Raw genomic sequence first — 26,383 nt, forward strand, 5'->3', positions numbered from 1 at the left:
GGTCAGACGATCCAGCGACCGTCACGAAGCCGGGGCGCGGCTGCCGGGCCCGGCGGTTGGGCGTCCACCTTGACCACGTCGTCCTCGAACGTCGCCAGCAGGCTGGCGCTGGCGCCCATCAGCACGACGCGGCGCACGTGCCCCGTGCTCGTTCGGGCCAGTTGCCGCAAAAGCGCACCATCGGTGGCGCTGGGCGGGCCCGGCGGCATGTCCATCAGGTAGACGCCAAAATGCAGGCTCTGCAGGATGTAGCGCAGGGCATCGCCCAATCGTACGCAGCCGGGCACCCGCATCTGCGCATCGCGCAGGCTGGTCAATCCGTCTGCATGCCGCCAGAGGTAGACGGCCTGGCCCGTGCGGCGTGCCACCAGTCGGAACTGCTCGACCAGGATCGCCGGGTCGGCCGACTGCAACGCGACCAGCGGGCACGTCGACGCCAGGATGCGCTCGAAGACATCGGAACCTGCCTGGGTGTCGGGCGCCATGGGCATCACTTGCATGAGGTACGCGCAGTATCGTGGCAACACCGGGGGCGACGCCAGCGGATATCTCGCATTCGACGCGGCGGAAAGGTAAGGTGATGCGCTCACTCGCCAGCGCACGACTTTCACCATGTTCGAAGGACTCCGATTCAAGCACTGGACCACCCAGGCCGATGACGACGGCATCGTCGTCCTCACGCTGGACCGCGCCGGCTCCAGTGCCAACGCGCTGTCGCGCGAGGTACTCGACGAACTGGATCGCCTCGTCGAGCGCCTGGCCATCGAGGCACCGCGCGGCGTGGTGATCCACTCGGCCAAGCCGTCGGGTTTCGCGGTGGGCGCCGACATCCGCGAGTTCGTCGAATACGCCCAGGCCGGCTCGGTCCTGGAAAACATCGAGAACGGCCAGCGCATTTTCGAAAACCTGGCCCGCCTGCCGTGCCCCACCGTGGCCGCCATCCACGGCGCCTGCATGGGTGGCGGTACCGAACTGGCCCTGGCCTGCCGCCTGCGCATCGCTGCGGACGACGACACCACGAAGATCGGCCTGCCCGAGGTCATGCTCGGTATCCATCCCGGCTGGGGCGGCTCGGCTCGGCTGCCGCGGCTGATCGGTGCGCCGGACGCCCTCCCGGCCATGCTCACGGGCAAGCCGTTCAACGCGCGGCGTGCCCGCGCCGTCGGCCTCGTCGACCGGCTGGCACGCCGGGAAGCCTTGCTGGCCGAAGCCAGGCAACTGGCACGGCGCCCCTCGGCGCGCCCCTTCGCGCTGCGCGCCAAGGCCTGGGCCACCAACACCGCACTGGCAAGGGCCATCCTCGCGCCCATGGTCCGCAAGCAAACCGCCGCCAAGGTGCGCAAGGAACACTACCCTGCCCCCTTCGCGCTGATCGACGTGTGGGCACGCGGCGGTGCCGGTATCCAGCAGCGCCTGAAACTCGAGGCGAAATCGGTGGCGAAGCTGGCCACCACGCCCACCGCGCGCAACCTGATCCGCATCTTCTTCCTGCAGGAACGCCTCAAGGGACTGGGCGGCGGCATCGAGCACGGCATCCGGCACGTGCACGTCGTCGGTGCCGGCACCATGGGTGGTGACATCGCCGCCTGGACCGCACTGAAAGGCTTCGACGTTACGTTGCAGGATCGCGAGCTGCGTTTCGTCGAGCCCGCCCTCCAGCGCGCACGTACGCTGTTCGAGAAAAAACTGAAGACGCCGGCGAAGGTCGATGCCGCCGTGGCGCGACTTCGCGCCGACGTGGAAGGCAAAGGCGTCGCACAGGCCGACCTGGCCATCGAGGCGATTTTCGAGAACGCGGACGCCAAGCACGCCCTGTACGCCACCATCGAGCCGCAGTTCACCGCCGAGCAGATCCTGGCCAGCAACACCTCGTCCATTCCGCTGGACGAACTGCGCCAGGGCCTGGCGGCGCCGCGGCGCTTCCTCGGCCTGCATTTCTTCAACCCGGTCGCGCAGATGCCGCTGGTGGAGGTCGTCCGTCACGACGGGCTGGACCCCGCCATCGAAAAACGCGCCCTCGCCTTCTGTAAGGCGCTGGGCAAGCTGCCGGTGCCGGTCAAGGGCACGCCGGGCTTCCTGGTCAACCGCATCCTCATGCCTTACCTCATGGAAGCCATGCGCCTTTACAACGAAGGCGTGCCGGGTCCGGTGCTGGATCGCGAGGCGAAGAAGTTCGGCATGCCGATGGGCCCGATCGAACTGGCCGACACGGTCGGTCTCGACGTGTGCGCCTCCGTCGGCAAGGAACTTGCCCCCTTCCTGGGCCTGCACATCCCGGCCGGGCTCGACGACAAGCTCGCCGCGAACAAGCGCGGCAAGAAAGACGGCGAAGGCCTCTACGTATGGAAGGACGGCAAGCCGGACAAGCCCGAGGTCGATCCCGACTACGTGCCGCCGACCGACATCCAGGACCGGATGATCCTGCCAATGGTCAACGAGGCGGTCGCATGCCTTGCCGAAGGCGTGGTGGACGACGCCGACCTGCTGGATGCGGGCGTCATCTTCGGCACCGGCTTTGCGCCGTTCCGTGGTGGCCCCATCCAGTACCTCCGCACGGAAGGCGTCGCCGCCATCGGCGAGCGACTGGCCCGGCTGGGACAGAAGCACGGCGCACGCTTTGCGAAGAAGGAAGGCTGGGACAACCCCGCGCTGGCGATGCCGCCGGCGTGACCTGACGTCACCACATCAGGTCGTCGGGAACACCGTCGTCGGCCACGGGGGCGTCCGGGTCGACCATGAGCGCGATGAACTCCGGCGCGATGGCCCGCAATTCGTCGATCACCGCCTTGTCGACGATGAGATAACGCCCGCCCTGCTGCACCACGCCCAGTTCGCCGGCATTGAGTGCCGCCAGCTGTGCCGTGTCCACATAGACACGACGAATCTTCTCGCCATACGGGAAATGCCTGACCTGGTCCGCGTCGGGCAGGTTCTTCGCCTTGCCCTTCAGAAGCTCCTCGACCTTGCGCTTCTTTTCCTTGCGCAGCCGGGCCACTTCGGCGGCCTCGGCCTCGGCACGGCGACGCTCGGTCGCCTCGGCCTGGGCGCGAATGGCGTAGGCCTTGGCCAGGTCCATCTCGCCATCGGTGCGTGCGGGCTTGGCCGCCTGCGGCGGCCGGCCCCCTTGCGGGCGACCTCCACCGGTTCCACCGCGACGGCCGTCCTGGGCGCGATTACCGCCGCCCCCGGGACCACCGCTTCCGGCCCGGGCACCGCCACTGCCAGCCGGCCGCTCGCCTTGCGGCCGACCGCCCTGGCTCGAGGAAGGCTTGGCGCCGTGACGCGGATTGCGGCCCGCATAAGGCTGGCCGCTGCCCCCCGCCTGTTTCGGTGGCGCTGGCGCGGCGGTCCTTTTTTCTTCACGGACCTCCTTGACGAGGCCGCTTTTCAACAACTGGTCGCGCAGGGACTCTGCCATGATCGGTAAGACTCGTTCGGGTGTCAGTAATGCGGAGGTGGCGGTTCATTCGCCGGGTCGCTGCCGATGCCGGCGCGCATGTTGATCAGGTCGGAGCGCAGGTCGCGCACGGCACGCTCCAGCCGGTCAAGGCGCCGCGCGATTTCCGTGTCGGCCGACGACAGTCCGTTGACGGTGTCGTCGATGAAGGACAGGCGCACTTCGAGCTCGTTCAAGCGGTCGTCGACGGACTCAGCCATGATCGCGTCCCGCCAGGCTGCGGCCGCGGCCGATACCGTAATAGGCGATGCCGGCTTCCTCGACCTGCGCCGGGTCGTACAGGTTGCGCCCGTCGAAGATTACCGGCGTGCCCAGCATCGACTTGATCCGGGAGAAATCCGGGGCGCGGAAGGCCTTCCACTCGGTGACGATGACCAGCGCGTCCGCCCCCTGCAACGCATCGAAGGGCCGCTCCACGAGCACGAGGTCGTCGCGGTTGCCGTAGATGCGCCGGGTTTCGTCCGCCGCCTCGGGATCGAACGCGCGCACGCTGGCACCGGCGTCCCACAGCAACTCCATCAGGCGGCGGCTGGAGGCCTCGCGCATGTCGTCGGTGTTGGGCTTGAAGGCCAGGCCCCAGACCGCGACGGTCAGACCCTTGAGCTTGCCGTCGAAGTGCTTCGACAGCAGCGCGAACAGACGCGACTTCTGCGCGTCGTTCACCGCCTCCACCGCATCGAGCAGGCGCGCGTCGTAGCCCACGCCGTGGGCCGTGCGCGCCAGCGCCTGCACGTCCTTGGGAAAGCACGACCCGCCGTAGCCCGCACCGGGATAGATGAAGTGATAGCCGATGCGCGGATCGGCGCCGATGCCCTGGCGAACCAGTTCCACATCGGCCCCCACGTGCTCGGCGATGTTGGCGATTTCGTTCATGAAGCTGATCTTGGTGGCCAGCATCGCGTTGGCCGCGTACTTGGTCAGCTCGGCCGAGCGTTCGTCCATCACCACCATGCGGTCGTGGTTGCGGTTGAACGGCGCGTACAACTTGCGCAGCACCGCGACGGCACGCTCGCTGGACGCACCGACCACGATGCGATCCGGACGCATGCAGTCCTCGACCGCATCGCCTTCCTTGAGGAATTCGGGGTTGGACACGACGTCGAACGGCACGTCCACCCCGCGCGCCTGCAACCGTGCGGCGATCGCCGCGCGCACGCGGTCCGCCGTGCCCACGGGCACCGTCGACTTGTTGACCACCACGGTATAGCGGTCGATGTGGTCGCCGATGGTGTTGGCCACGGCCACGACGTATTTCAGGTCGGCGCTGCCATCCTCGTCGGGCGGCGTGCCGACCGCGATGAAGACGACCTGGCCATGATCGATACCAGGGGCGGCGTCGGTGGTGAAATCCAGCCGGCCATCCGCGTGGTTGCGGATCACCATCGGCTCGAGGCCGGGCTCGTAGATCGGGATATCACCCGATTTCAGCCGCGCGACCTTGGTCGCATCCACATCGACGCAGACGACATGATTACCCATTTCCGCGAGGCAGGTGCCGGTGACGAGGCCGACGTAGCCGGTTCCGAAGATCGTGACTTTCATGCGACTCCCAGGGTGGCTCCGGCAAGCGATCCAACGGCCGATTGTAACGGGGGCGCACGAAAAAGGGCGCGGATTGCTCCGCGCCCTTTCTTTTTCACCGATGTAGCGAGGGCTTACTTGCCGCCCGGCGCCGGACCGGCGCCCGGACCCTGACCCGCGGGGGTCGGACCGGTCTTGAGCAGTTCGACGTCGAAGATGATGGTCGCATTCGGCGGGAAGCCATTTTCCGGCTTGGCGCCGTAAGCGATGTTCGACGGGATGAACAACTTGTACTTGCCACCGGTCTGCATCAGCTGCAGGCCTTCGCGGAAGCCCGGGATGACCGCGGCGAGCGGGATCTGGGCCGGACCGGCCGGCTGGTGATCGGCCGAGGAATCGAACTTCTCGCCGTTCACGAACGTACCGGTGTAGTTGATGGTGACGGTGTCGTTCGGACCCGGACGCTGACCGGTACCGGCCTGGACGACCTGGTACTGCAGGCCCGAGGCCGTGACCTTCACGCCGGAAGCCGACTTGTTCTTGGCCAGGAAGGCGTCGCCCTCGGACTTGTTCTGGGCGGCAACCTTGTTGTACTCGGCTTCGGCCTTGACCTTCAGCTGGGACACGAAGGCTTCACGAACGGACTTGGCTTCCGCTTCCGACATGGTCGGCTTCTGGCCGGACAGGGCGGCCTGGAGGGCCTTGGCTACCGTAGCGGCATCCACTTCCTTCGCGACGAGCGGCGGCAGCGAGCTGGCAAGGTCCCAACCCACGACGTAGCTGGCCTTCTGCTTATCGACCGGTGCCCCGGAGGCAGCCGGCTTGGCGGCCTGGGCGGATGCGCCCGCAGCCGTACCCAGCGCAACCGCCAGGGCGACGGCCGTCATCGTGGGACGCAAAAAGTGCTTCATTGAATACTCCCTCTCTTGGAAAGATTCGGCGACGCCGCCGGTTTACACCTCCTTGTGGAGGCAGAATCGCCATTGTGCGGTGGTTCGCATCCTGCTTGCAATGACGGGTCGAAAGACAAGGTTTCACATGGAAAGTTCAGAAACCTTTCAAAAAACGTGACCGGCTCATTCGTGGGGGTCCGCCCCGGGCTTGTCCAGGGTGTCGCGCAGGGCGGCCTGGAGTCGGGCGTGCACCTGCACCAGCACCCGCCACATCAGCCAGGCCAGCCCGATCCCGACCAGGATCAGCAGGCCCGCCACTTCGCGTGGGGGCAGGATCGTGGACGCCAGCGCCGCCACCAGCAGCCCCATCACCAGCATCGCCATGAGGGGCACGATCCGCGCCAGCACGGCACGAATCCGGTAGGTGCTGCTGCCGAAACGGTCCGGCACGGACAACTCCGCCAGCAGCATGCCCAGGGCTTCCGCCTTGCGGTAGGTGGCCACGATCATCGGCAGCGAGACCAGCGCAGCCATCGACCAGGCCAGGCTGCGCCGGACCGTCGCATCGCCGCTGAGGATGTCCAGGTGGAGGAACCCGCGGCGATACGCGAAGGCCGTGGCGATGAACACCGCCACCACCAGCGCCGTGTTGATGACCACATGCCAGACGAGCCGGCGGATCATCTTCATCACGATGGCGCCCTGCCCCTGCAACCCCAGGTTACCCATCCATTCGGTGTAGGCGCCGAACACGCCGGTCACGCGCGCGGGCAGCACGCGGGAAAGCAGGTTCGCCAGCGGATCCGACGAACGGATGAGGTAGGGCGTGAGGAAGGTGGTGATGGCCGAGACCGCCACCGCCACGGGATAGAGGAAATTGCTGGTGACCTTCAGGGTCAGGCCCAGCGAGGCGATGACGAACGAGAATTCGCCGATCTGGGCCAGGCCCATGCCCACCCGCAACGAGGTGCGCCCGTCGTTGCCGGCCACGAAGCTGCCGAAACTGCAGGTCACCACCTTGCCCACGACCACAGCGATGGTGACGATCGTGATCGGCCACGCGTAGGCCACCAGAAGGGCCGGATCGATCAGCATGCCGATGGCGACGAAGAAGATGGCGCTGAACATGTCACGCACGGGCATGATGATCCGCTCGATGCGCGCCACGCTGTCCGACTCGGCCACGATGGCGCCGATCATGAAGGCGCCCAGCGCCACGCTGTAGCCCATCTCGGTGACCAGCAGGCAGAAACCGAAGCAGATGCCCAGCACGGCCACCAGCAGCACGTCGTTGCGGCTGACACGCGCGATGTAATCGACCACGCGCGGCACCAGCAGCAGGCCCACCACGAGCGATACGGCCATGAACAGGCCAAGCCGGCCGACCGCGGCGAACGCCTGCCCCGCCTCGACGCCACCGGTGCTGGCGATGCCCGTGAGCAGCGCCATCAGCACGATGGCCAGCAGGTCTTCCACGATGAGGATGCCGAACATCAGCTGGGCGAAGCGCTCGCGCTTCAGACCCAGGTCTTCCAGCGCCTTCATGATGATGGTGGTGGAGGAAATGGACAGCATCGCGCCGAGGAAGATCGAATCCATGGCCGACCAGCCAAAGAACCGGCCGATCTCGTAGCCGATCCACACCATCAGCACGATCTCGGAAAACGCGGCCACCAGCGCGGCACCGCCCACGGCGCGCAGCTTCTTCAGACTGAACTCGAGCCCGAGCGCAAAAAGCAGCAGGATCATGCCCAACTCGGACAACGTGCGGATCGTCTGCTCGTCGTGGATGAAGATGACCGGCAGCGTATGCGGACCGATCAGCAGGCCGGCGATGATGTATCCCAGCACCACCGGTTGGCGGAGGCGCTGGAAGATCACCGTGGTCAGCCCCGCGACGAGCATGACCGTGGCCAGGTCCTGGATGAAAACGATGCCGTGCATGCCTGTCCCTGTGATGTCGAACCCACAGGTTAACCCGTGCTCGCATGGCACGACACGCGGCAGGCGAAACGACATGCGCCACATGACACACGCAAGTAGCCGCCACGCCTCGTCATTCTCGTTTCGTGGAAAAAAAATTCAAAAAAAGTGTAACGAATGCTTGACGAACGGATGGGTCGGACGTAATCTTTGCGGCTTCCAGCAGGGGGCCATAGCTCAGCTGGGAGAGCGCCTGCATGGCATGCAGGAGGTCGCCGGTTCGATCCCGGCTGGCTCCACCAACTTCTAAGACGTCCCCATCGTCTAGAGGCCTAGGACATCACCCTTTCACGGTGGCGACCGGGGTTCGAATCCCCGTGGGGACGCCACTTTCTGGTCCGCCAGGAAGTGAATGGACGAGAAGTTGGTAGTTGTTGGAACGTGTTGGACGGTAAGTGTGGAGCGGTAGTTCAGTCGGTTAGAATGCTGGCCTGTCACGCCGGAGGTCGCGGGTTCGAGTCCCGTCCGCTCCGCCATTACTTCCAAAAGGAATCCGCCATCTGGCGGATTTTTTTTGTCTCGGATTTGCCCGGTCTCCCCATGCACCGGCATAGGCATGTAGGAGCGCACGCACGTGCGCGACATCTTTTCGCGACAATTGGCGGTCGGCGCGCCAGCGCCATGTCTCGGCCTCAACATATGTCGCGCACATCGTGCGCTCCGACATGGGCGCTGGCGCGTTATGTCGGCATGCCCAGGCCCCAGACCTTCACGGAGCCGGGGTATCGATCCGCTGGAGCGTGCCGATCGAATGGCCCTGCTCGGCCAGGTATTCCAGCCAGCGGCTGAGGAAGCCGTTCATGCGCAGGCGGTGCTGGAACACCGAATGCGCGGGCGGGAACGGCCCCAGCACCTGCCACAGCTTGCGGCCCGGATGGCAATGCATGGCCTCGGCCACGTGGGCATCGGTGTACATGCGCAGCTGCGCCGAGGGCGAGGGATGGCCGGTGGCCTCGTCGACGAAGTCGTAGGTAAGCTCGAGCTCCAGCGTGTACGGATGCTTTTCCTGGACATCCAGCCGCACCATCAACCCATCGTCAACGTCGGATACGTAACGCCCGGGCGCCAGCCGCTCCGGCGCGAACAGGCGCGCCAGCCGATGGTAGTTTTCCGCGTACAGGCCCATCAGGAACTCGAAGCGTCCCGGGATCAACGCGGTGGGGCGTTCAATCACAGCGGTCATAAAGGATGGCGGTCTCCGTAATCGTTTGCGCGATCAGTACATGTGTCGTTCGATGCCGAGGTACTCGAAGATCTTGCTGGAAATCTCCTCGATCGAGGTGTGCGTCGTGTTGAGGACGGGTATGTTTTCCCGCCGCATCAGCCGGTCGGCCTGTTCGAGTTCCCAGCGACACTGCTTCAACGTGGCGTAGCGGCTGCCGGGACGGCGCTGCTCCCGGATCTGCGCCAGGCGCACCGGATCGATGGTGAGCCCGAAGAGGCGGCTGCGATAGGGGCGGAGGCGAACCGGCAGCTCCAGCTTGTCCAGGTCGTCGTCCGTGAGCGGATAATTGGCGGCGCATACCCCGTAATGCAAGGCCATGTACAGGCAGGTGGGGGTCTTCCCCGAGCGGGACACCCCCACCAGCACCACGTCCGACTGGTTGTAGTCCACGTCCAGGCCGTCGTCGTGGGCCAGGGCATAGTTGGTCGCCTCGATGCGCGCCTCGTACCGCTCGAAATCCACCAGGCCGTGCGACCGGTTGACCGCACCCGACTGCTTGGCTCCCAGTTCGGCCTCCAGCGGCTCGATGAACGGCGCGAAGACGTCCAGCATGAGGGCGCCACTGCCGGCGACGATGTCGCACAGGGCCCGGGAGGTCATCGTGTTGACCACGATGGGGCGGTGTCCGTCCTGGGCGTACTTGGTCTTGATCCGCAGCGAGGCCGCCTCGGCCTTCTGCGCGTTGTCGATGAACGGCAGCCGGTGGGTATCGAACTGCACCCCGTCGAACTGGGCCAGCATGCTGTTGCCGATGGTCTCGGCGGTGATGCCGGTGGAATCGGAGATGAAGAAGACGGTGCGCCGCATCGAACGGTTTCCTTGGCTGGTTCCCGACCCTCACCTTAAGACCAATACGTCATCATAACCATCCACCCCGCAGAATCACTGCGCGTTTGGTGCATCGCGGCTTGTAAGCCGACCATACCACCGCGACAATGCGCCGGTTTTCCAGCGCGGCCCGCCGCCCAACCGATGTGAGGAACTTCCTTTGAGCGACCTGGTACTTTGGCTCGACGCGCTACGCATGACCGACCTCGGCAAGGTGGGCGGCAAGAATGCCTCACTGGGCGAGATGATCGGCAACCTGGCGAAACTGGGCGTCTCGGTGCCGGGGGGCTTCGCCACCACGGCCGACGCCTTCCAGACCTACCTCGAGAAGAGCGGCCTCGCCACGCGCATCCAGCAGCGCCTTGCCACGCTGGACGTGGACGACGTGGACGAACTGACCCGCGGCGGCAAGGAGATCCGCGGCTGGATCGTCGACACTGCCCTGCCCGGCGACCTCGAACAGGCCATCCGCGACGCCTACATCAAGCTCTGCAAGGACGCCGGCGCGGACGACATCGCGGTGGCCGTGCGCTCCTCCGCCACCGCCGAGGACCTGCCGGATGCCTCGTTTGCCGGCCAGCAGGAAACCTTCCTCAACGTCGTCGGCATCGACGACGTGCTGCACAAGGTGAAGGAAGTCTTCGCCTCGCTCTATAACGACCGCGCCATCGCCTACCGGGTCCACCAGGGCTTCAAGCACGAGGACGTCTTCCTCTCCGCCGGCGTGCAGCTGATGGTGCGCTCGGACGTCGGCGCCTCGGGCGTGTTGTTCACGCTGGACACCGAATCCGGCTTCCGCGACGTCGTCTTCGTCACCGGTTCCTACGGCCTGGGCGAGATGGTCGTGCAGGGTGCGGTCAACCCGGACGAGTTCTACGTCTTCAAGCCCACCCTGCGCGACGGCAAGCCCGCGGTGCTCCGTCGCAGCCTCGGCGCCAAGCAGCAGCGCATGGTCTATTCCGACCAGCCGGGCGAGCGCGTTCGCATCGAGGAAACGCCGGCCGAACTGCGCCACCGGTTCTGCCTGGTCGACAGCGATGTCGAGGAACTCTCCCGCCAGGCGCTGATCATCGAAAAGCACTACGGCCGCCCGATGGACATCGAATGGGCGAAGGACGGCAACACCGGCAAGCTCTATATCGTGCAGGCCCGCCCCGAGACGGTGAAGTCGCGCTCGCACGCGACCACGCTCGAGCGCTTCCAGCTCAACGAGAAGGGCAAGATCCTCACCGAGGGTCGCGCCATCGGCCAGAAGATCGGCTCCGGCAAGGCCCGGGTCATCCGGTCGCTCTCCGACATGAACAAGGTGCAGCCCGGCGACGTGCTGGTGGCCGACATGACCGATCCCGACTGGGAGCCGGTGATGAAGCGCGCGGCCGCCATCGTCACCAATCGCGGTGGCCGTACCTGCCACGCGGCGATCATCGCCCGTGAGCTCGGCGTGCCGGCCGTGGTCGGTTGCGGCAACGCGTTGCAGTCGATTCCGGACGGCGCCGAGGTCACCGTGTCCTGTGCCGAAGGCGACACCGGCACGATCTACGAAGGCCTGCTGAAGTTCGATCGCATCACCGCCGACCTGGGCGCGATGCCGGAAGCGCCCCTGAAGATCATGATGAACGTGGCCAACCCCGAACGCGCCTTCGACTTCGGCATGCTGCCGAACGCCGGTATCGGCCTGGCCCGCCTGGAGATGATCATCGCCAGCCACATCGGCGTGCATCCCAAGGCGTTGCTGGAATACGACAAGCAGGATGCGGAGACGAAAGCGCGGATCGATACGCGCATCGCCGGCTACAAGGACCCCGTCTCGTTCTACGTGGACCGCCTGGCCGAGGGCATCTCGACCATCGCCGCCTCGGTGTACCCGAAGCCCGTGATCGTGCGCCTGTCCGACTTCAAGTCGAACGAATATGCCGGTCTGCTCGGAGGCTCGCGCTACGAGCCGCACGAGGAAAACCCGATGATCGGCTACCGCGGCGCCAGCCGTTACGTCTCGCCGGACTTCGCCGAATCGTTCGCCCTGGAATGCAAGGCCGCCAAGTACGTACGCGAAACCATGGGCCTGACCAATGTATGGGTCATGATCCCGTTCGTGCGCACGCTGGACGAGGGCCGCAAGGTGATCGAGGTGCTGCGCAAGAACGGCCTCGTGCAGGGCGAGAACGACCTCAAGGTCATCATGATGTGCGAGGTGCCTTCCAACGCGCTGCTGGCGGACGAGTTCCTCGACATCTTCGACGGTTTCTCGATCGGCTCAAACGACCTGACCCAGCTGACCCTGGGTCTCGACCGCGATTCGAGCATCGTCGCCAACCTGTTCGACGAACGCGACCCGGCGGTGAAGAAGCTGCTGTCCATGGCGATCAAGACCGCGAAGGCCAAGGGCAAGTACATCGGCATCTGCGGCCAGGGCCCGTCGGACCATCCGGACCTTGCCGAATGGCTGATGGAACAGGGTATCGAATCGGTGTCGCTCAACCCGGACACCGTGGTCGACACGTGGCTGCGCCTGGCGAAGAAAAAGGCCGGCTGACCGACATTCCGATGGGTATCGCAGAACGGCGCCCTCCAGGGCGCCGTTCTTTTTCAGGTCAGCAGTGCACGGTGACCCCGGCGTCGCGATACGTCGCCACCACCGTCGCCTCCGTATCGGCTGCCACCACCAGATGCGAGATGCCGGTGATGGGCACCGTGTGGTGCGTCGCCGATGCCACCAGCTTGTCCGGCGTGGCGATCGCCACCGTCTCGCCACTGGCCTCGATGATCGCCTGCTTGAACACCGTTTCTTCTTCGTCGTAGGTCCACAACCCGCGCTCGGGATCGATGGCGCAGACCCCCGGGAAACAGATGTCCGCGCGGATATCCTGCGCCTGGCGTACGGTACGCGAGCCGATCGCACCGCCGATGGAAGGATCGACCCGGCCACCCAGCAGGATCACCTCGAAACCGGGCCGACCCAGCACGGCAAGGGCGACATCGGGGGCGTTGGTCACCACGGTGAGTTCCCGGTGCTCGGGAAGCATCCTTGCCAGCACCGTATTGGTCGAACCCGCGTCGATGAAGAGGATCTGCCCGGTACCGACCAGGCCGACCGCGATACGGGCCAGCGCATGCTTCAGTTCCGTGCGCTCGGCATGACGCTCGCCCAGCGGCGGGATGTTCACCGCGAGCAACGCACCGCCATAGACACGGCGACAAAGGCCTTGCGCTGCAAGATCGCGCAGGTCGCGGCGAATGGAGTCTTCGGACACCCGGAATTCCTGGGCCAGATCCGCGGCCACCACCCTGCCGTCGCGACGTAGCCGCTGCAGGATCAAGGGTTGCCGCTCACGTGGCAGCGTGGTGTCGGGCGATGCGCTCATGCCGCCAGGAAACCCAGGGCAATCAGTTCGTCACGCAGTTGCCTTGGCGTGTGGAAATGGATGCCGTGGATACCCAATGCCTCGGCGGCGTCGACATTGGCCTTGTTGTCGTCGATGAACACGGCGCGCGCCGGGTCGATGTCGTAGCGTTCGAGGAGTGTCCGGTACAGCTTCGGGTCCGGCTTGATCGTGCCCTCTTCCCCCGAGACCACGATGCCGTCGAACAAGCGGAGGAAATCGAAGCGTTCCCGTGCGAAGGGGAAGGTTTCATGCGACCAGTTGGTCAGTCCGTACAACGGATGGCCGGCCTCCTTCAGTTCCCTGAGGATGTGCAGGCTGTCGTCGATCGCGCCACCCAGGGTTTCTTCCCAGCGATGCTGATAGGCGGCGATCAGGTCGGCCTTCGTCGGATGCTTTGATGTAAGCAGGCGAACGGCCTCGTCCCACGAACGGCCCGCATCCTGCTGCAGGTTCCATTCCGGTGTGGTCACCTCGGCGAGGAACGTCTCCATGCCCTCGACATCGTCACCGAACAGCTTGCGGTAGAGATAGCGGGGATTCCAGTCGATCAGCACGCCACCGAAATCGAAGATCACGACATCGCGTTTGTTATGCATGGAACACTCCTTTCAGCGGCGAACGATGGATGCGCACAGGGATACGACGACAAGCAGGGCGGCCACGCCTGCCAGGGCGATCGACAGGCTGCTGGCGTGGGCGACGAAACCGATGACGGCCGGCCCCGCGAGCATGCCCGCGTAGCCCAGTGAGGTCACGGTGGCGATGGCGATACCGGGCGAGGTGCTTACCTGTCGTCCCGCCGCACTGAACAGCACGGGCACGATGTTGGAAGCACCGATGCCCACCAGCACGAAGCCGAGCAGTGCCATCGGGCCCCACGGCAGCAACGTGGCAAGGAAGAAACCGGCGGCGGCGACCAGGCTGCCGACCCGCACGATGGTCGTGGCGCCCAGCGACGCCGTGATGCGGTCGCCGAGCAGGCGGCCTAGGGCCATCGCCACGGAAAACGCCGCATAGCCCAGGCCGGCCGTGGCGGGATCGAAACCGCGCGAGAAGCGCAGGAACACGGCACTCCAGTCGAGCATGGCGCCCTCGGCCAGGAAGACGACCATGCACAGGAAACCCAGGAGGAACACCGCCCCGCCCGGCATGCGAAACCGTGCACGCGCCTCGCCCGAGCCGTCGTCGTGACGCACGAGGAAGTGCCGCCACTGGGTGCCGACGATCAGCAACAGCAGCACCGAGACCGCGATGGCGCTACCGGTCAGCGGCGAGCCGAACCGGAGCAACGCCGCCATGCCGGCGGAACCCGCCAGGCCGCCGACGCTGAACAGCCCGTGGAAACCCGACATCATCGGCCGGCCCTGCTGTTTCTCGACATCCACCGCATGCGCGTTCATGGCGACATCGACCACACCGAGCGACGCGCCGAAGAACAGAAGTGCCGCACCCAGCCACCATGCATTCGGCGCAAGCGTAAGCAGGGGCAGCGCGAGGCAGACCAGCAAGCCGCTGACACCGATGACATCGCGGTGACCGAACCGGTGGGTGAAGAACCCCGCGAGGGGCATGGCCGCGGTGGCGCCGCAACCCATGCACAGCAGCACGAGACCAAGCGTGGCGTCGTCCAGGCCAAGGCGCTCCTTGGCATAGGGAACCATCGGGGCCCAGCTGGCCATGCCTATGCCGGAAAGAAGAAAGATGAGCCGAGTGGCGCGGACGGGATTCATGCGTAGGCCAAAAGCAAGGAATACGCATCAATGTAATTAAACGTGCAAAAACGTGCAAGCCCGATGCGCGTTTCGGTCAGATCCAGTGAAACCCCTTGGCCATCAGGGCAGCCATGCCAAGCGCCAGACTGATCATCGCGCTGAAGAGCACGCGAAAATCCATACGCGACTGGTCACGTAAATGGCTCATATCGTTACGCGACTGGTCACGCAAATGGCTCATATCGTTACGCGACTGGTCACGCAAATGGTTCATATCGTTGCGAAGGTCGCGGAAATCCGTACGGAGACCGTTGACGTCTTCCCCGATGTGCTCGAGGGTGACTTCGACGCGCGCAAGGCGGGTGTCGAGTTGGGTCGTGGCGACTTCCAGTCGGCTGAGGCGATTTTCCATGGCGGGATACTCGGCTGTGATGTGCTCGCTTGCAAGTTGCGAAGGTTGGCAGGAGACGACAACCGTTTTGTTTCCGGCACCGGATCGATCCATGATCATGCTGTTCTCCCACGGGAATGAAGGGGCCGGGGCCTGCTGAAAGGATCCGAGGTGAGCATTCACCTTGGCTGCCAGAATCGACAGTCGCGCTTGCCCACCGCTTTCTGTAAGCCTGGACGACACGCTTACGTTTCCGGATTTTCTCAAGGGGCCTACCCTCTTGCACCGGCGGCCCGACATCTGTACAAATGTACACATGTCGACACCTACCCTCACCGAGCGCCAGCAAAAGACCCTCGCCTTCCTGCAGGAATACCTGCAGACGCAGGGCCTGCCGCCCACATTGCGCGAGATCGCCGATGCCTTGGGCTTCCCCAGCCACAGCTCGGCGCAGGCCTGTGTGGAATCGCTGGTCCGCAAGGGTGTCCTCGAGCGCTCCCCCCAGCACCGGGGCCTGCGCCTGTCGGCGGGTAACGCGGCCCTCATGCGGGCCGCCGCGGCCAACGATCTTCCGCTGATCGGCCGCGTAGCCGCAGGCTCGCCGATCCTGGCGGAAGAAAACATCGAAGCACAGCTCGAGGTGGACCCTGCCCTGTTCCGGCCGCGCGCGGACTACCTCCTGCGCGTCGTCGGCCTGAGCATGCGCGATGCCGGCATCCTCGATGGCGACCTGCTGGCCGTACACAAGACGGCCACCGCCACCGACGGGCAGATCGTCGTGGCCCGGCTCGATGACGAAGTCACCGTCAAGCGCCTCAGGCACGAGCGCGGCCGCCTCCTTCTTCTGCCTGAAAACCCCGACTTCCAGCCTATCGAAGTCGATCCCCGTCGCCACGCGTTCGCCATCGAAGGGCGTTACGTCGGCATCATCCGCAGGACCTGACCATGAACGCCATCGCTGCCCCGACCCTCGCCCAGGTTCTCGACCATCCCGGTATCTGGCGCCGTTCCGCCGATCGTCAGCCGCGCACGCGCGCGCTTTCCACGGGCTGGACCTCCCTGGACGCGAAGTTGCCGGGCGGGGGATGGCCGCAAGGCGCGCTCAGTGAAATCCTGTTCGAACACGATGGCCTGGGCGAACTGGACCTGGTGATGCCCGCACTGGCCGCGCTCACGCAGGAACACCGCCGCGTGATTTTCGTCGCGCCCCCTTACCTGCCTTATGCGCCGGCACTCGCAGCCGCTGGGGTCGATCTGCGCTTCCTGCATGAAATCCATGCCGGCACGACCGAGGCGGCCTGGAGCATGGAGCAATGCCTGCGCTCCGGCTGCTGCGGCGCCGTGGTCGGCTGGCTGCCGGACATCGACTATCGCAGCCTGCGGCGACTGCAACTGGCCGCGGAAAGCGGTGACGCCTGCGCCATGCTCTTCCGTCCCGCCGCGCATGCAGCGCAGAACAGTCCCGCGGCACTCCGTCTCAAGGTCAGCAACAGCGACGAGGCCACCTATGTAGATGTCCTCAAGTCGCGCGGCCTGCTGACCACCACCGCTCCGCTGCTGCGCATGCGGGCCTGATGGACCTCGTCATGACGCCGTGCTCCACCCGCCGTCATGACGAACGCTTCGTCGCCGCCTTTCTTACGCAGCCATGCTTTGGGCCTGCCTCCGTTTTCCCGGCCTGGCGTTCTCCGCCGCCTTCGCCGCGACCTCGGAGGCAGGCCCCTCTGCCTTGCTCGACACACGGTCACCCCAGCGCCTGATCGCCGCCGCCAATGCAGAAGCGGCCACCGCCGGTGTTCGTCGGGGCCAGAGCCTCGCCGCGGCGCGCGCCCTCTGCCCCGCGCTGGATGTACGCCCTCGCGATCGTGCCGCCGAATCCCGCCTGCTGGCGGAGCTTGCCGCGTGGTGTTACCAGTTCAGTGGGCACGTCAGTTTGATACCCCCTGCGGCCATCCTCCTCGAACTGGGCGCCAGTCTTAGGCTGTTCGACGGCTGGCCGTTGATAGCCGAACGCCTCCGCCATGGCCTGGGCGAACAGGGCCATGTCCACACCCTGGCGGCAACCCCCTTCCCTGCCGCCTCGTGGGTGTTTGCGGCGCACGCGGACGGCATGGTGCTACCGGAGCCGCAAGGCGTCGTCCGCATGCTGGGCTCCCTCTCGCTGGGTCAGGCCGGCCTGCCTGCCACGACGGTGAAATCGCTGCAGGCCATGGGGTTTCGCCGGCTCGACGACATCTTCCGGCTGCCGCGCCCGGAACTCACACGTCGCATCGGCCGCGATGGCGTGAACTGGCTGGATCGGCTACGTGGGCAGGCGGCCGCGCCGCTGCCCGCGTGGCAGCCACCGGCAAACTTCCGGCAGAAGATCGAATTCGATAGCGAGCTGGATGGCAGCCAGCCACTGCTGTTTCCCTTGCGCCGGCTGACCCGCTCGCTCGCCAACCTGCTCGCCGCACGCGACGGTGGCGTGCAGCGTTTCACCCTGACGCTCGAGCATGCCCGCGGCGCCACCACGCGCGTGGTCGTAGCGATGGCCGCGCCCCAGCGCGAGGCGGAACGCTTGTTCGAACTGGCCCGCACCCGGCTCGAACGTACCGTCCTGCCTGCGCCGGCGCGGGCCATCGAACTCGATGCCGAGGAACTTCCGGTTTTCCGGCCACCGGTGCGCGACCTTTTCGAGCCCATTCGCGGCGACGGGCTGGACTGGCCCACGCTCGACGAACGCCTGCGGGCCCGCCTGGGCGATGCCGCGCTTCGGCAGATCGCCATGGTGGCCGACCATCGACCGGAACGCGCGATGCGCTATGGCCCACCGGATACCACGGTGGCCCCACCACGTCGCCGGCGCCCGCTATGGTTGTTGCCACGTCCTCTGCCCATGCGTCCCGAGCCTGTCGCCGTGCTGGCCGGGCCCGAACGTATCGAAAGCGGCTGGTGGGATGGCGACGACACGCGCCGCGATTACTACATCGTGCGCACTCCCTCCGGGCAACAGGCCTGGGCCTACCTGCCGCCCGGCACCCTCGACGGCTGGATGCTGCACGGCTGGTTCGCGTAGTTCGCCATGCTGCCCTTGACCCTACCGCCGCCCGCGAACGAGGGCGAGATCGACCTTCCCGCCTATGCCGAGCTGCACGCGCTGAGCGACTTCAGTTTCCAGCGCGGCGCCTCCAGCGCGCGGGAGTTGTTCGAGCGCGCCAGGGACATCGGTTACACCGCCCTGGCGATCACCGACGAGTGTTCGCTTTCGGGCATCGTCCGCGCACTGGAAGCCTCGCTGGAAGTCGACCTGCCGATGATCGTCGGCAGCGAGGTCCGTCTGGTGGACGGCACCACGCTCGTGCTGCTGGTGGAGAACCAGGACGGCTATGCCGAATTGTGCCGGCTGATCACGCTGGGCCGACGTCGCGCGCCGAAAGGACGCTACGAGCTCCACCGTGCCGACCTGGAAAACCTCGCCCACGGCCTCTGCCTGCTCTGGGCACCGGGTCCGTTGGCCGCCGACGATGCCGCCACCCATGACGACCGCGCGGCCTGGGTGGCCACGCATTTCCGGGACCGCGCATGGGTGGCCGTGGAACTGCACCGCGGCCAGCACGACGCGGCCGAACTGGCGGCGTGGCGTCACCTGGCCGAGCGGCATGGCCTGCCATGCGTCGCCGCCGGCGATGTGCACATGCACCTGCGCGGGCGTCGCGCCTTGCAGGATGTGATGACGGCGATCCGCCTCAACCGCAGCGTGGCCGAGGCCGGCCACCACCTCTTTCCCAACGGGGAGCGCCACCTGCGTCGGCGTGAGGCACTCGCGCGCATCTATCCGCGTGACATGCTCGAGCAGAGCCTGCTCGTGGCCGCCCGCTGCACCGGTTTCGACCTCCGCAAGATCCAGTACGTCTACCCGCGCGAACTGGTGCCCGAAGGCACCGATCCTGCCGCTTACCTACGCCGTCTCACCTACGAGGGCGCGGCGCGGCGATGGCCCGGGGGCATGAAACCCGACCTCGTCACACGCATCGAAAAAGAACTGGACCTCATCGCCAAGTGCTGTTACGAGGCATTTTTCCTCACGGTGCAGGACATCGTCAGGTTCGCCCGCTCGCAGCAGATCCTTTGCCAGGGCCGCGGCTCCGCGGCCAATTCAGTGGTCTGTTTCTGCCTGCACATCACCGAGGTCAACCCGGACCAGATCACCACGCTGTTCGAACGGTTCATCTCGCTGGAGCGCGACGAGCCACCGGACATCGACGTCGACTTCGAGCACGAGCGCCGCGAGGAAGTCCTGCAGTACGTCTTCGAGAAATACGGCCGCGAACGGGCCGCGCTGGCGGCTACGGTCATCAGTTACCGGCCCAAGAGTGCCGCCCGCGATGTCGGGCGTGCGCTGGGGTTGTCCGAAGACCAGCTCGACCAGCTCAGCCGTGCCTATTCGCACGCGCATGGCGAGGTGCCGATCATCCAGCGCCTGCAGGAGCGAGGTTTCGACGTCGCCAGTCGCACCATCCGGCAGCTGATCGTGCTGGTGCACGAACTCAACGGCATGCCTCGCCACCTGTCCCAGCACGTAGGCGGTTTCGTCATCTCGGATACGCCGTTGCATCACCTGGTGCCCGTCGAGAACGCGGCGATGGATAACCGCACCATCATCCAGTGGGACAAGGACGACCTGGAAACGATGAAACTGCTCAAGGTGGATTGCCTGGCGCTGGGCATGCTGACCTGCATGCGCAAGGCGATCGACCTGCTGCGTGCCCGTGGCGGCCCGGATTACCGATGCATGGCCGACATCCCCATGAAGGATCCGAAAACCTACGCGATGATCCAGGCCGCCGATACCGTGGGTGTGTTCCAGATCGAATCACGTGCGCAGATGTCGATGCTGCCGCGCCTGAAACCGGCTGTTTACTACGATCTGGTGATCCAGGTGGCGATCGTCCGACCGGGCCCGATCCAGGGCGGCATGGTTCACCCCTACCTGCAACGACGCCAACTGCCGCCGGAACAGATCGTTTACGAACCGGGCGTCAAGGACGTCCTGGAACGCACCCTAGGGGTGCCGATCTTCCAGGAGCAGGTGATGAAGCTGCTGCAGGTGGTGGCGGGTTTCACCGAAAGCGAGTCGGACGACCTGCGCCGGTCGATGGCCGCATGGAAGCGCCGTGGCGGGTTGCAGAAATTCGAGCCGAAAATTCGAGCCAACATGGCGGCGAGGGGTTACACCCCCGAGTTCACCCAGCAGATCATCGACCAGATCCAGGGATTCGGCAGCTACGGCTTTCCCGAATCGCACGCGGCCGGCTTTGCGTTGATCGCCTATGCCTCGTCGTACATGAAATGCCACCATCCGGAAATCTTCTGCTGCGCCTTGCTCAACAGCCAGCCGATGGGCTTCTACGCGCCGGCGCAGCTCGTCGCCGACCTGCGTCGGCACGGTGCCGAGGTGCGCCCACCCGATGTCACCGCCAGCCAATGGGATTGCACGCTGGAAGCGACCCGGGCCCCACGCCCTGCCTTGCGCCTGGGTCTGCGCCTGATCGGCGGCCTCTCGGCCGACCTCGGCGCACGCATCGTGCAGGCACGCGACAGCGCGCCCTTTCGCGATCTTGCCGACCTCGCCCACCGTGCACGCCTTAGCCGTTTCGAGCGCGAACGCCTCGCGGATGCCGGTGCCCTGCGCGTGCTCAGCGGCCATCGTCATCGCGCCCGCTGGGAGAGCTCCGGCATCGAACGCAGCCTGCCGCTACTGGAGGCCGTGGCCGAACAACCTACGCCGCTGCGCCCACCCAGCATGGCCGAAAACGTCTTTGCCGATTACGCCACCACCGGCCTGTCGCTGGCGGGCCACCCCCTGCTGCTGGTTCGCAAGATATTGCAGTCGCGCCGTGTCCGTCGTGCACGGGACATCGAAGACACACGCAGCGGCACGTGGTTGCGTCATGCCGGCCTGGTCACGATGCGCCAGCGCCCCCAGACCGCCAGCGGGATTACCTTCGTCGCCCTGGAAGACGAAACGGGCCAGGTCAACGTCATCGTGCGACCCGCGGTGGCCGAGGCCTGTCGGCAGGCGCTGCTGGAAGCCGTGCTGCTGGCGGTCGATGGCCGCTGGCAGTCGATCAAAGGCGTACGCCACCTCGTGGCAAGCCGTCTTCATGACTACAGCGACCTCCTGCCGGAACTCGGTGCCGTGTCACGGGATTTCCACTGATCGTGTCAGGAATCGCACGACCTTGCCGTTACTTAACGCCGGCTAATTTTACTCTGAACGGTTAACCGGAATTTGCTGCTTCGCAAGAACACTGTTCAGCGGAAACGCGATAGCGTCTATCCCATCGACACATCCGGATATCCGGTAAGCGATGCTCATGCGCCGTGCATCGCGAAGTTCGACCAAGGCGCCACAAGTTCCAGGAGATTTCGTCATGCGCAACACGAAACTGATCGTCGCCATGCTGGCTGGTTGTATGGCTTTCGGCGGCGCCGCCATGGCCCAGGATGCTTCGCAGTCGGCGTCCCCCACGCCGTCTTCCAGCGCGGGCTCGCAGACGCAGACCACCAGCGACGCCATGAAGAGCACCGGCACCTCCGGTTCCAGCGCCGCCAATTCCAACGGTTCGATGAAGTCCACTCACAAGAAGCACAAGAAGAGCACCCCGACCACCGGCACCGAACCGGCCAAGTCGTCCAGCTCCGGCATGTAATTCCGCATCCGCGGAATAACCGCCCAAAGAAAACCCGGCGCCGCGAGGCGCCGGGTTTTTTCATGCGGACGATGGAACGGGTCAGTCCACTTCGGGCAGGACGCTGATCTCGTCGCTACCGATGGTGACCACCTGGCCCGCGCGCACCTTGTAGGTCTTGCGCATTTCCGTCACGCCGTCCACGGCGACCAGGCCATCGGCCACCCGATGCTTGCCCTCGCCGCCACTGGCGACGATGCCGGTCAGCTTGAGCAGCAGGTTGAGCTCGACGTAATCGCCTTCAAGGCGGAATTCATGGAACGGCATGACGATGGCTTCGCTTTGGTAACGGTGGCCCATTAGAACACCGCTACCGGTCGACAACCAGAAACCGTCCCATCCGGTCCTTCGTCATGACGAGCGGGTTCAGTAAAGGATGACGGAGCGGATGGCCTTGCCCTCGTGCATCAGGTCGAAAGCCCGATTGATCTCATCCAGTCCCATCGTGTAGGTAATCATCGGGTCGATCTTGATTTCGCCCCCCATGTACCGATCCACGTAGCCCGGCAACTGGCTGCGCCCCTTCACGCCGCCGAACGCCGAGCCGCGCCATACGCGCCCGGTCACCAACTGGAACGGACGGGTGCGGATCTCCTGGCCGGCACCGGCCACGCCGATGATGATCGACTCGCCCCAGCCCTTGTGGCAGCACTCCAGGGCGGCGCGCATCACGTCCACGCTGCCGATGCACTCGAACGAATAGTCCACCCCCCCATCGGTCAGGTCGACGATCACCTGCTGGATCGGCGTATCCGGATAGTCGCGGGGATTGATGCAATCCGTCGCACCCAGCATCTTCGCCATCTCGAACTTCGACGGATTGGTGTCGATCACCACGATACGACTGGCCTGGGCCATGACCGCGCCCTGCACCACCGACAGGCCGATGCCGCCCATGCCGAACACCGCCACCGTCGAACCGGGCTCGACCTTGGCCGTGTTCAGGACGGCACCGATGCCGGTGGTAATTCCGCAACCGAGCAGACAGACCTTTTCCAGCGGGGCGTTCTTGTTGATCTTCGCCAGGGAGATTTCCGGCAACACCGTGTATTCGCTGAAGGTGCTCGTGCCCATGTAGTGCAACAGCGGCTTGCCCGCCAGCGAGAAGCGCGACGTACCATCCGGCATGACGCCCTTGCCCTGGGTCAGGCGGATCTTCTGGCAGAGGTTGGTCTTGCCCGACAGGCAGAACCGGCACTCACCGCATTCCGGGGTGTACAGCGGAATGACGTGATCGCCCGGCTTGAGCGATGTGACGCCCTCACCCACCTCTTCGACGATGCCACCGCCCTCGTGACCCAGGATGACCGGGAAGGCCCCTTCCGGGTCGTCGCCCGACAATGTGTAGGCGTCGGTGTGGCACACGCCGGTCGCCACGATGCGCACCAGCACCTCGCCCGCTTTCGGACCCTGGACATCCACTTCTTCGATGGACAACGGCTTTCCTGCTTCCCAGGCAACAGCGGCACGAGACTTCATGGTGGGCAATTCCTCTTACACTAACGGTGGAACCGGCATGGCAGCCGGCGGTAGCGAGGATTTTAGCCAGCCCCGGGCCCGTCGATTAGCCGCCCTGCGGGTGAAGCATTTTTACCGGGGAGCAAAGATCGATGCGTGCTTGGGACGGGATGGACGCCTTCGTGGAAGTGGTAAGGCTAGGCAGCTTCTCCGCCGCCGCCCGTCACCTGGGCCTGTCCACGGCCTTCGTTAGCCGCGCCGTGAGCGCGCTGGAGCAACGACTCGGCACCCAGCTACTGCACCGGACCACCCGCAAGCTGCGTCTCACCGACGCCGGGCGCCTCTACTACGAGCATGCGCGGCACCTGCTGGAGGGGTTTGACGCCGCCGACCAGGCCATCGTCGATTTCCAGGACGGCTTGCGAGGCAAGTTGCGCATCAGCCTGGCGACCACCTATGGCGAGCGTTACGTGGCGCCACTGGTCAACGCCTTTCTCGCGCTCCACCCGCAACTGGGCGTGGACATGGATTTTTCCAACCGCACCGTCGACCTCATCGAGGAAGGCTATGACCTGACGGTGCGCACCGGCCTCCTGCCCGATTCCAACCTCGTGGCACGACGCCTGGGTGAGCGGCGACTCTTCGTCGTCGCCTCACCCGCCTACCTCGCGGCCAATGCAGCGCCGACGACACCCGACGAACTCGCGGGACACACGCTCCTGCTGGGATCGGCCAGCCACTGGATCTTCGCCGAGCACGGCCAGCCCCGGCAGCGACCCGTGCACGGCCGCTATCGGGCCAGTTCGGGCCAGGCCCTGCTCGATGCGGCGCACCGCGGACTCGGCATCGCGCAGTTGCCTGACTTCTACGTGGAGCAGGCATTGGTCGAAGGCAGCCTGGTTTCTCTGCTCGATCCATGGCGTTACGAGCACGGTGCCGTGTGGCTGGTGTATCCGCAAAGTCGCCACCTTTCCCCCAAGGTTCGCCAGCTCGCCGACTTCCTCGTGGAGCGCCTCCAGGCACCCCCGTGGCGCCGAACGATCGTTTGAGTTAAACTAGGGTTAACGGATACAGCTGAAACGGTGAACGAAAGCCCGTAGTAAGGATCCCTGGAAAGCGCTCCGACACACCGCCGGGCGATTTGCTTGAACCTTTTACTCACAAGCCTGTCCAACCCTTCAATGCCCGGGACCCCTTGTAATGGCCCGAGCCGCCCATACAAAAGGCGTGTAGTAAACTCGTTAGTTCAGGAATTACACCCTATCGGGTGATGACGAAAGCCTAACGAACCGATTGTTCACCAAACGAAACGGACTGACCGCCCAGCACGCCTTCTTCGAGGTCCTGCATCGGCGTAAGGTCCCCACCACGTCAAAGACCGGCGACGTTGGTGCCAGAGCATTTCGCATCCGGTCACAGACGACTGGGAGACACGACCATGAACGAACTTCGCAACGAATACGGCATCACCACCTTCGAATATTCGACGGGCTTCCGTGCAGGCGACAGCAGCACCGGCCTCGATCTGTTCGGCGGCGAGATGGACGGCTACGACTGGCTCGGCGAGGTCGCCAGCCGACTCAGCGGCGACGCGGTCTGACCCTGCGTCCCGAGCCAACGCGCTTGCGCATGGCACACCGTTCCTGAAAACACACAGAGGCCCGTCTTTCGACGGGCCTCTGTGTCGTAAAAACGATCGCGAGGCATGGCCCGGATCGTAACTGCCCGGATCGCAGGGGACGCTCCGCCGCCGTCATATCCGGCCTGCAATCCCCCTGAGTTCAGGGAATCCGCACAGCCAGCGCCTCGGGCGCCACCGGCGACGGGCCGCCGTCATCTTCCGGTTGATCCGGATGCGCGGGCCGCTCCTGCGGACGATCCGTTCCCGGGTTACCGCCCGGCGTCTCGGGCCTCGGCTCGACCGGCGACTCTTCGGGGATGACCGGTGAGCGGCCGGGGGTTTCGGGCACATAAGGACTTTGCATGGCGTCGGCAACCGTCTGAGTCGTAGTCCGCCGAAGTTGCGTGACCCGGTGTGAGATCGCTGTCATGCCCGTGTCTTCGATACGCCGATGGTCGTCGACATGCACATCGGCACCACATGTGCTGCACATGCCTTGCCCGAGGTTGACGTTTCACCTCACACGAATGGAGCGTCCTCATGACACTCAAAGCCCTTGGACTCAACTGCACGCTTGCCCGCTCGCCGAAGCCGTCATCCAGCCAGAAATTGCTCGATCAACTGCTGGAAGGGCTCAAGCGGCATGGCGTGGAGGTGGACAGCGCTCGCGTGGTCGACCTGGATATCAAGCCCGGGGTAAGCCACGACGAGGGCGACGGTGACGAGTGGCCGGCGCTGCGCGAGCGCATCATGGCAGCGGACATCCTGGTCATGGTCACACCCATATGGATGGGACAGCCGTCCAGTATCAGCAAACGTGTCGTGGAACGCATGGACGCCATCCTGGGCGATATCGGCGACGACGGACGCTACCCGACGTTCGGGAAAGTGGGGATCGTCGGCGTCGTCGGCAACGAGGATGGCGCACACCACGTCACCGCCGAGCTCTACCAGGCATTGGCCGATGTCGGCTTCACCATCCCCGCGGGAAGCTCTGCCTACTGGGTGGGCGAAGCCATGTCGGACACCAACTACATCGATCTGAAAAAGACTCCGGAGAAGGTCGTGCAGACCATAGCGACGCTGACGACCAACGCCGCGCACCTCGCCGGGCTGCTCAAGGCGTCCGCCTACCCCGCACCCTGAACACCATCAATCGGACCCCACGCTTGTTTCA

Annotated in this window: 25 protein-coding genes and 3 tRNA genes; 13 read left to right on the plus strand and 15 right to left on the minus strand. The window is 65.3% G+C overall.

All coding sequences use genetic code 11. From position 1 onward, the window contains the following. Positions 1–2: 2 nt before the first annotated feature. The gene (locus AB8808_RS12975; protein WP_369929978.1) at positions 3–485 is read right to left on the minus strand and encodes a Ycf46 family AAA ATPase; all 483 of its coding nucleotides are present in this window, start codon (positions 483–485) and stop codon (positions 3–5) included. Positions 486–612: 127 nt separating this feature from the next. On the opposite strand from AB8808_RS12975, the gene AB8808_RS12980 reads away from it, so the two are divergent. Beyond that, positions 613–2,670, plus strand: a complete 2,058-nt coding sequence (locus AB8808_RS12980; protein ID WP_369929980.1) for a 3-hydroxyacyl-CoA dehydrogenase NAD-binding domain-containing protein — start codon at positions 613–615, stop codon at positions 2,668–2,670. 7 nt (positions 2,671–2,677) lie between these two features. On the opposite strand, the gene AB8808_RS12985 is transcribed toward AB8808_RS12980, so the two are convergent. The 5 genes from AB8808_RS12985 to AB8808_RS13005 form a co-directional block, all read right to left on the minus strand. After that, positions 2,678–3,418, minus strand: a complete 741-nt coding sequence (locus tag AB8808_RS12985; RefSeq protein ID WP_369929982.1) for a DUF2058 family protein — start codon at positions 3,416–3,418, stop codon at positions 2,678–2,680. A 23-nt stretch (positions 3,419–3,441) separates the two neighbouring features. Next, positions 3,442–3,657, minus strand: coding sequence for a SlyX family protein (locus AB8808_RS12990; protein ID WP_369929984.1), 216 nt, complete (start codon positions 3,655–3,657; stop codon positions 3,442–3,444). After that, positions 3,650–4,999 (minus strand): UDP-glucose dehydrogenase family protein, encoded by a 1,350-nt coding sequence (locus AB8808_RS12995; protein WP_369929986.1) that lies wholly within the window; start codon positions 4,997–4,999, stop codon positions 3,650–3,652. Before AB8808_RS12995 ends, AB8808_RS12990 begins: the two co-directional genes overlap by 8 nt. A 113-nt stretch (positions 5,000–5,112) precedes the next feature. Beyond that, a complete protein-coding gene (locus tag AB8808_RS13000; protein ID WP_036140839.1) occupies positions 5,113–5,889 on the minus strand; it encodes an FKBP-type peptidyl-prolyl cis-trans isomerase in 777 nt (258 codons plus the stop codon). A 165-nt stretch (positions 5,890–6,054) separates the two neighbouring features. Beyond that, positions 6,055–7,815 (minus strand): cation:proton antiporter, encoded by a 1,761-nt coding sequence (locus tag AB8808_RS13005; RefSeq protein ID WP_369929988.1) that lies wholly within the window; start codon positions 7,813–7,815, stop codon positions 6,055–6,057. A gap of 205 nt (positions 7,816–8,020) precedes the next feature. On the opposite strand from AB8808_RS13005, the gene AB8808_RS13010 reads away from it, so the two are divergent. The 3 genes from AB8808_RS13010 to AB8808_RS13020 all read left to right on the plus strand — a co-directional run bounded on the left by AB8808_RS13010 (position 8,021) and on the right by AB8808_RS13020 (position 8,330). Beyond that, positions 8,021–8,096 (plus strand) — tRNA-Ala (locus AB8808_RS13010). A gap of 11 nt (positions 8,097–8,107) precedes the next feature. Next, positions 8,108–8,183: transfer RNA gene (locus AB8808_RS13015), tRNA-Glu, on the plus strand. A gap of 70 nt (positions 8,184–8,253) precedes the next feature. After that, positions 8,254–8,330 (plus strand) — tRNA-Asp (locus tag AB8808_RS13020). 233 nt (positions 8,331–8,563) lie between these two features. Here the strand turns inward: AB8808_RS13020 and AB8808_RS13025 are convergent. Both AB8808_RS13025 and ppsR read right to left on the minus strand, forming a co-directional pair. After that, on the minus strand, positions 8,564–9,037 hold the full coding sequence (locus tag AB8808_RS13025) for a DUF1249 domain-containing protein (RefSeq protein WP_036140837.1): 474 nt from the start codon (positions 9,035–9,037) through the stop codon (positions 8,564–8,566). A gap of 33 nt (positions 9,038–9,070) precedes the next feature. Beyond that, positions 9,071–9,886: a posphoenolpyruvate synthetase regulatory kinase/phosphorylase PpsR gene (gene ppsR / locus AB8808_RS13030; protein WP_354512607.1), complete on the minus strand. Its 816-nt coding sequence runs from the start codon at positions 9,884–9,886 to the stop codon at positions 9,071–9,073. Between the two features lie 181 nt (positions 9,887–10,067). Between ppsR and ppsA the strand changes: the two genes are divergently transcribed. Beyond that, complete coding sequence (gene ppsA, locus AB8808_RS13035) at positions 10,068–12,440, plus strand: phosphoenolpyruvate synthase (protein ID WP_369929990.1); 2,373 nt, start codon at positions 10,068–10,070, stop codon at positions 12,438–12,440. 58 nt (positions 12,441–12,498) lie between these two features. Here the strand turns inward: ppsA and AB8808_RS13040 are convergent, their stop codons facing one another. The 4 genes from AB8808_RS13040 to AB8808_RS13055 all read right to left on the minus strand — a co-directional run bounded on the left by AB8808_RS13040 (position 12,499) and on the right by AB8808_RS13055 (position 15,513). Then, entirely contained in the window at positions 12,499–13,269 is a 771-nt protein-coding gene (locus AB8808_RS13040) for a DeoR/GlpR family DNA-binding transcription regulator (RefSeq protein WP_369929992.1), read from the minus strand. Further along, complete coding sequence (locus AB8808_RS13045; RefSeq protein WP_369929994.1) at positions 13,266–13,886, minus strand: HAD family hydrolase; 621 nt, start codon at positions 13,884–13,886, stop codon at positions 13,266–13,268. The genes AB8808_RS13040 and AB8808_RS13045 overlap by 4 nt, the downstream gene beginning before the upstream one ends. 12 nt (positions 13,887–13,898) lie before the next feature. Further along, positions 13,899–14,969, minus strand: a complete 1,071-nt coding sequence (locus tag AB8808_RS13050; protein ID WP_506193219.1) for an MFS transporter — start codon at positions 14,967–14,969, stop codon at positions 13,899–13,901. A 127-nt stretch (positions 14,970–15,096) separates the two neighbouring features. Continuing rightward, positions 15,097–15,513 (minus strand): hypothetical protein, encoded by a 417-nt coding sequence (locus AB8808_RS13055; protein WP_369929997.1) that lies wholly within the window; start codon positions 15,511–15,513, stop codon positions 15,097–15,099. 196 nt (positions 15,514–15,709) lie between these two features. Between AB8808_RS13055 and lexA the strand changes: the two genes are divergently transcribed. The 5 genes from lexA (at position 15,710) to AB8808_RS13080 (ending at position 22,088) form a co-directional block, all read left to right on the plus strand. Continuing rightward, the gene (gene lexA / locus AB8808_RS13060) at positions 15,710–16,336 is read left to right on the plus strand and encodes a transcriptional repressor LexA (RefSeq protein WP_285401454.1); all 627 of its coding nucleotides are present in this window, start codon (positions 15,710–15,712) and stop codon (positions 16,334–16,336) included. Between the two features lie 2 nt (positions 16,337–16,338). Next, a complete protein-coding gene (imuA, locus tag AB8808_RS13065; RefSeq protein WP_369930001.1) occupies positions 16,339–16,968 on the plus strand; it encodes a translesion DNA synthesis-associated protein ImuA in 630 nt (209 codons plus the stop codon). 73 nt (positions 16,969–17,041) lie between these two features. Next, the gene (locus AB8808_RS13070) at positions 17,042–18,451 is read left to right on the plus strand and encodes a Y-family DNA polymerase (RefSeq protein ID WP_369930003.1); all 1,410 of its coding nucleotides are present in this window, start codon (positions 17,042–17,044) and stop codon (positions 18,449–18,451) included. Between the two features lie 6 nt (positions 18,452–18,457). Next, positions 18,458–21,595, plus strand: coding sequence for an error-prone DNA polymerase (locus AB8808_RS13075; protein ID WP_369930005.1), 3,138 nt, complete (start codon positions 18,458–18,460; stop codon positions 21,593–21,595). Between the two features lie 214 nt (positions 21,596–21,809). Continuing rightward, positions 21,810–22,088, plus strand: coding sequence for a hypothetical protein (locus AB8808_RS13080; protein ID WP_369930007.1), 279 nt, complete (start codon positions 21,810–21,812; stop codon positions 22,086–22,088). An 81-nt stretch (positions 22,089–22,169) separates the two neighbouring features. Here AB8808_RS13080 and AB8808_RS13085 read toward each other — a convergent pair whose 3' ends face one another. Together AB8808_RS13085 and AB8808_RS13090 are read right to left on the minus strand one after the other, a co-directional pair. After that, the gene (locus AB8808_RS13085; protein WP_036144222.1) at positions 22,170–22,394 is read right to left on the minus strand and encodes an RNA-binding S4 domain-containing protein; all 225 of its coding nucleotides are present in this window, start codon (positions 22,392–22,394) and stop codon (positions 22,170–22,172) included. A gap of 99 nt (positions 22,395–22,493) precedes the next feature. Then, on the minus strand, positions 22,494–23,606 hold the full coding sequence (locus AB8808_RS13090; RefSeq protein ID WP_369930009.1) for an S-(hydroxymethyl)glutathione dehydrogenase/class III alcohol dehydrogenase: 1,113 nt from the start codon (positions 23,604–23,606) through the stop codon (positions 22,494–22,496). 131 nt (positions 23,607–23,737) lie between these two features. On the opposite strand from AB8808_RS13090, the gene AB8808_RS13095 reads away from it, so the two are divergent. Both AB8808_RS13095 and AB8808_RS13100 read left to right on the plus strand, forming a co-directional pair. Continuing rightward, positions 23,738–24,634 carry a LysR substrate-binding domain-containing protein gene (locus AB8808_RS13095; RefSeq protein ID WP_369930011.1) on the plus strand — a complete coding sequence of 299 codons (897 nt, stop codon included), beginning with the start codon at positions 23,738–23,740 and terminating at the stop codon, positions 24,632–24,634. A 389-nt stretch (positions 24,635–25,023) separates the two neighbouring features. Then, complete coding sequence (locus AB8808_RS13100; protein ID WP_185754331.1) at positions 25,024–25,185, plus strand: hypothetical protein; 162 nt, start codon at positions 25,024–25,026, stop codon at positions 25,183–25,185. A 181-nt stretch (positions 25,186–25,366) separates the two neighbouring features. Here AB8808_RS13100 and AB8808_RS13105 read toward each other — a convergent pair whose 3' ends face one another. Further along, positions 25,367–25,570, minus strand: coding sequence for a hypothetical protein (locus AB8808_RS13105; RefSeq protein WP_369930013.1), 204 nt, complete (start codon positions 25,568–25,570; stop codon positions 25,367–25,369). Between the two features lie 176 nt (positions 25,571–25,746). Here AB8808_RS13105 and AB8808_RS13110 point away from each other — a divergent pair, with 176 nt between their 5' ends. Then, complete coding sequence (locus AB8808_RS13110; RefSeq protein WP_369930016.1) at positions 25,747–26,352, plus strand: flavodoxin family protein; 606 nt, start codon at positions 25,747–25,749, stop codon at positions 26,350–26,352. Positions 26,353–26,383: the final 31 nt, after the last annotated feature.

This window comes from Xanthomonas sp. NCPPB 2632 (assembly GCF_041228075.2).
Classification (GTDB): domain Bacteria; phylum Pseudomonadota; class Gammaproteobacteria; order Xanthomonadales; family Rhodanobacteraceae; genus Luteibacter.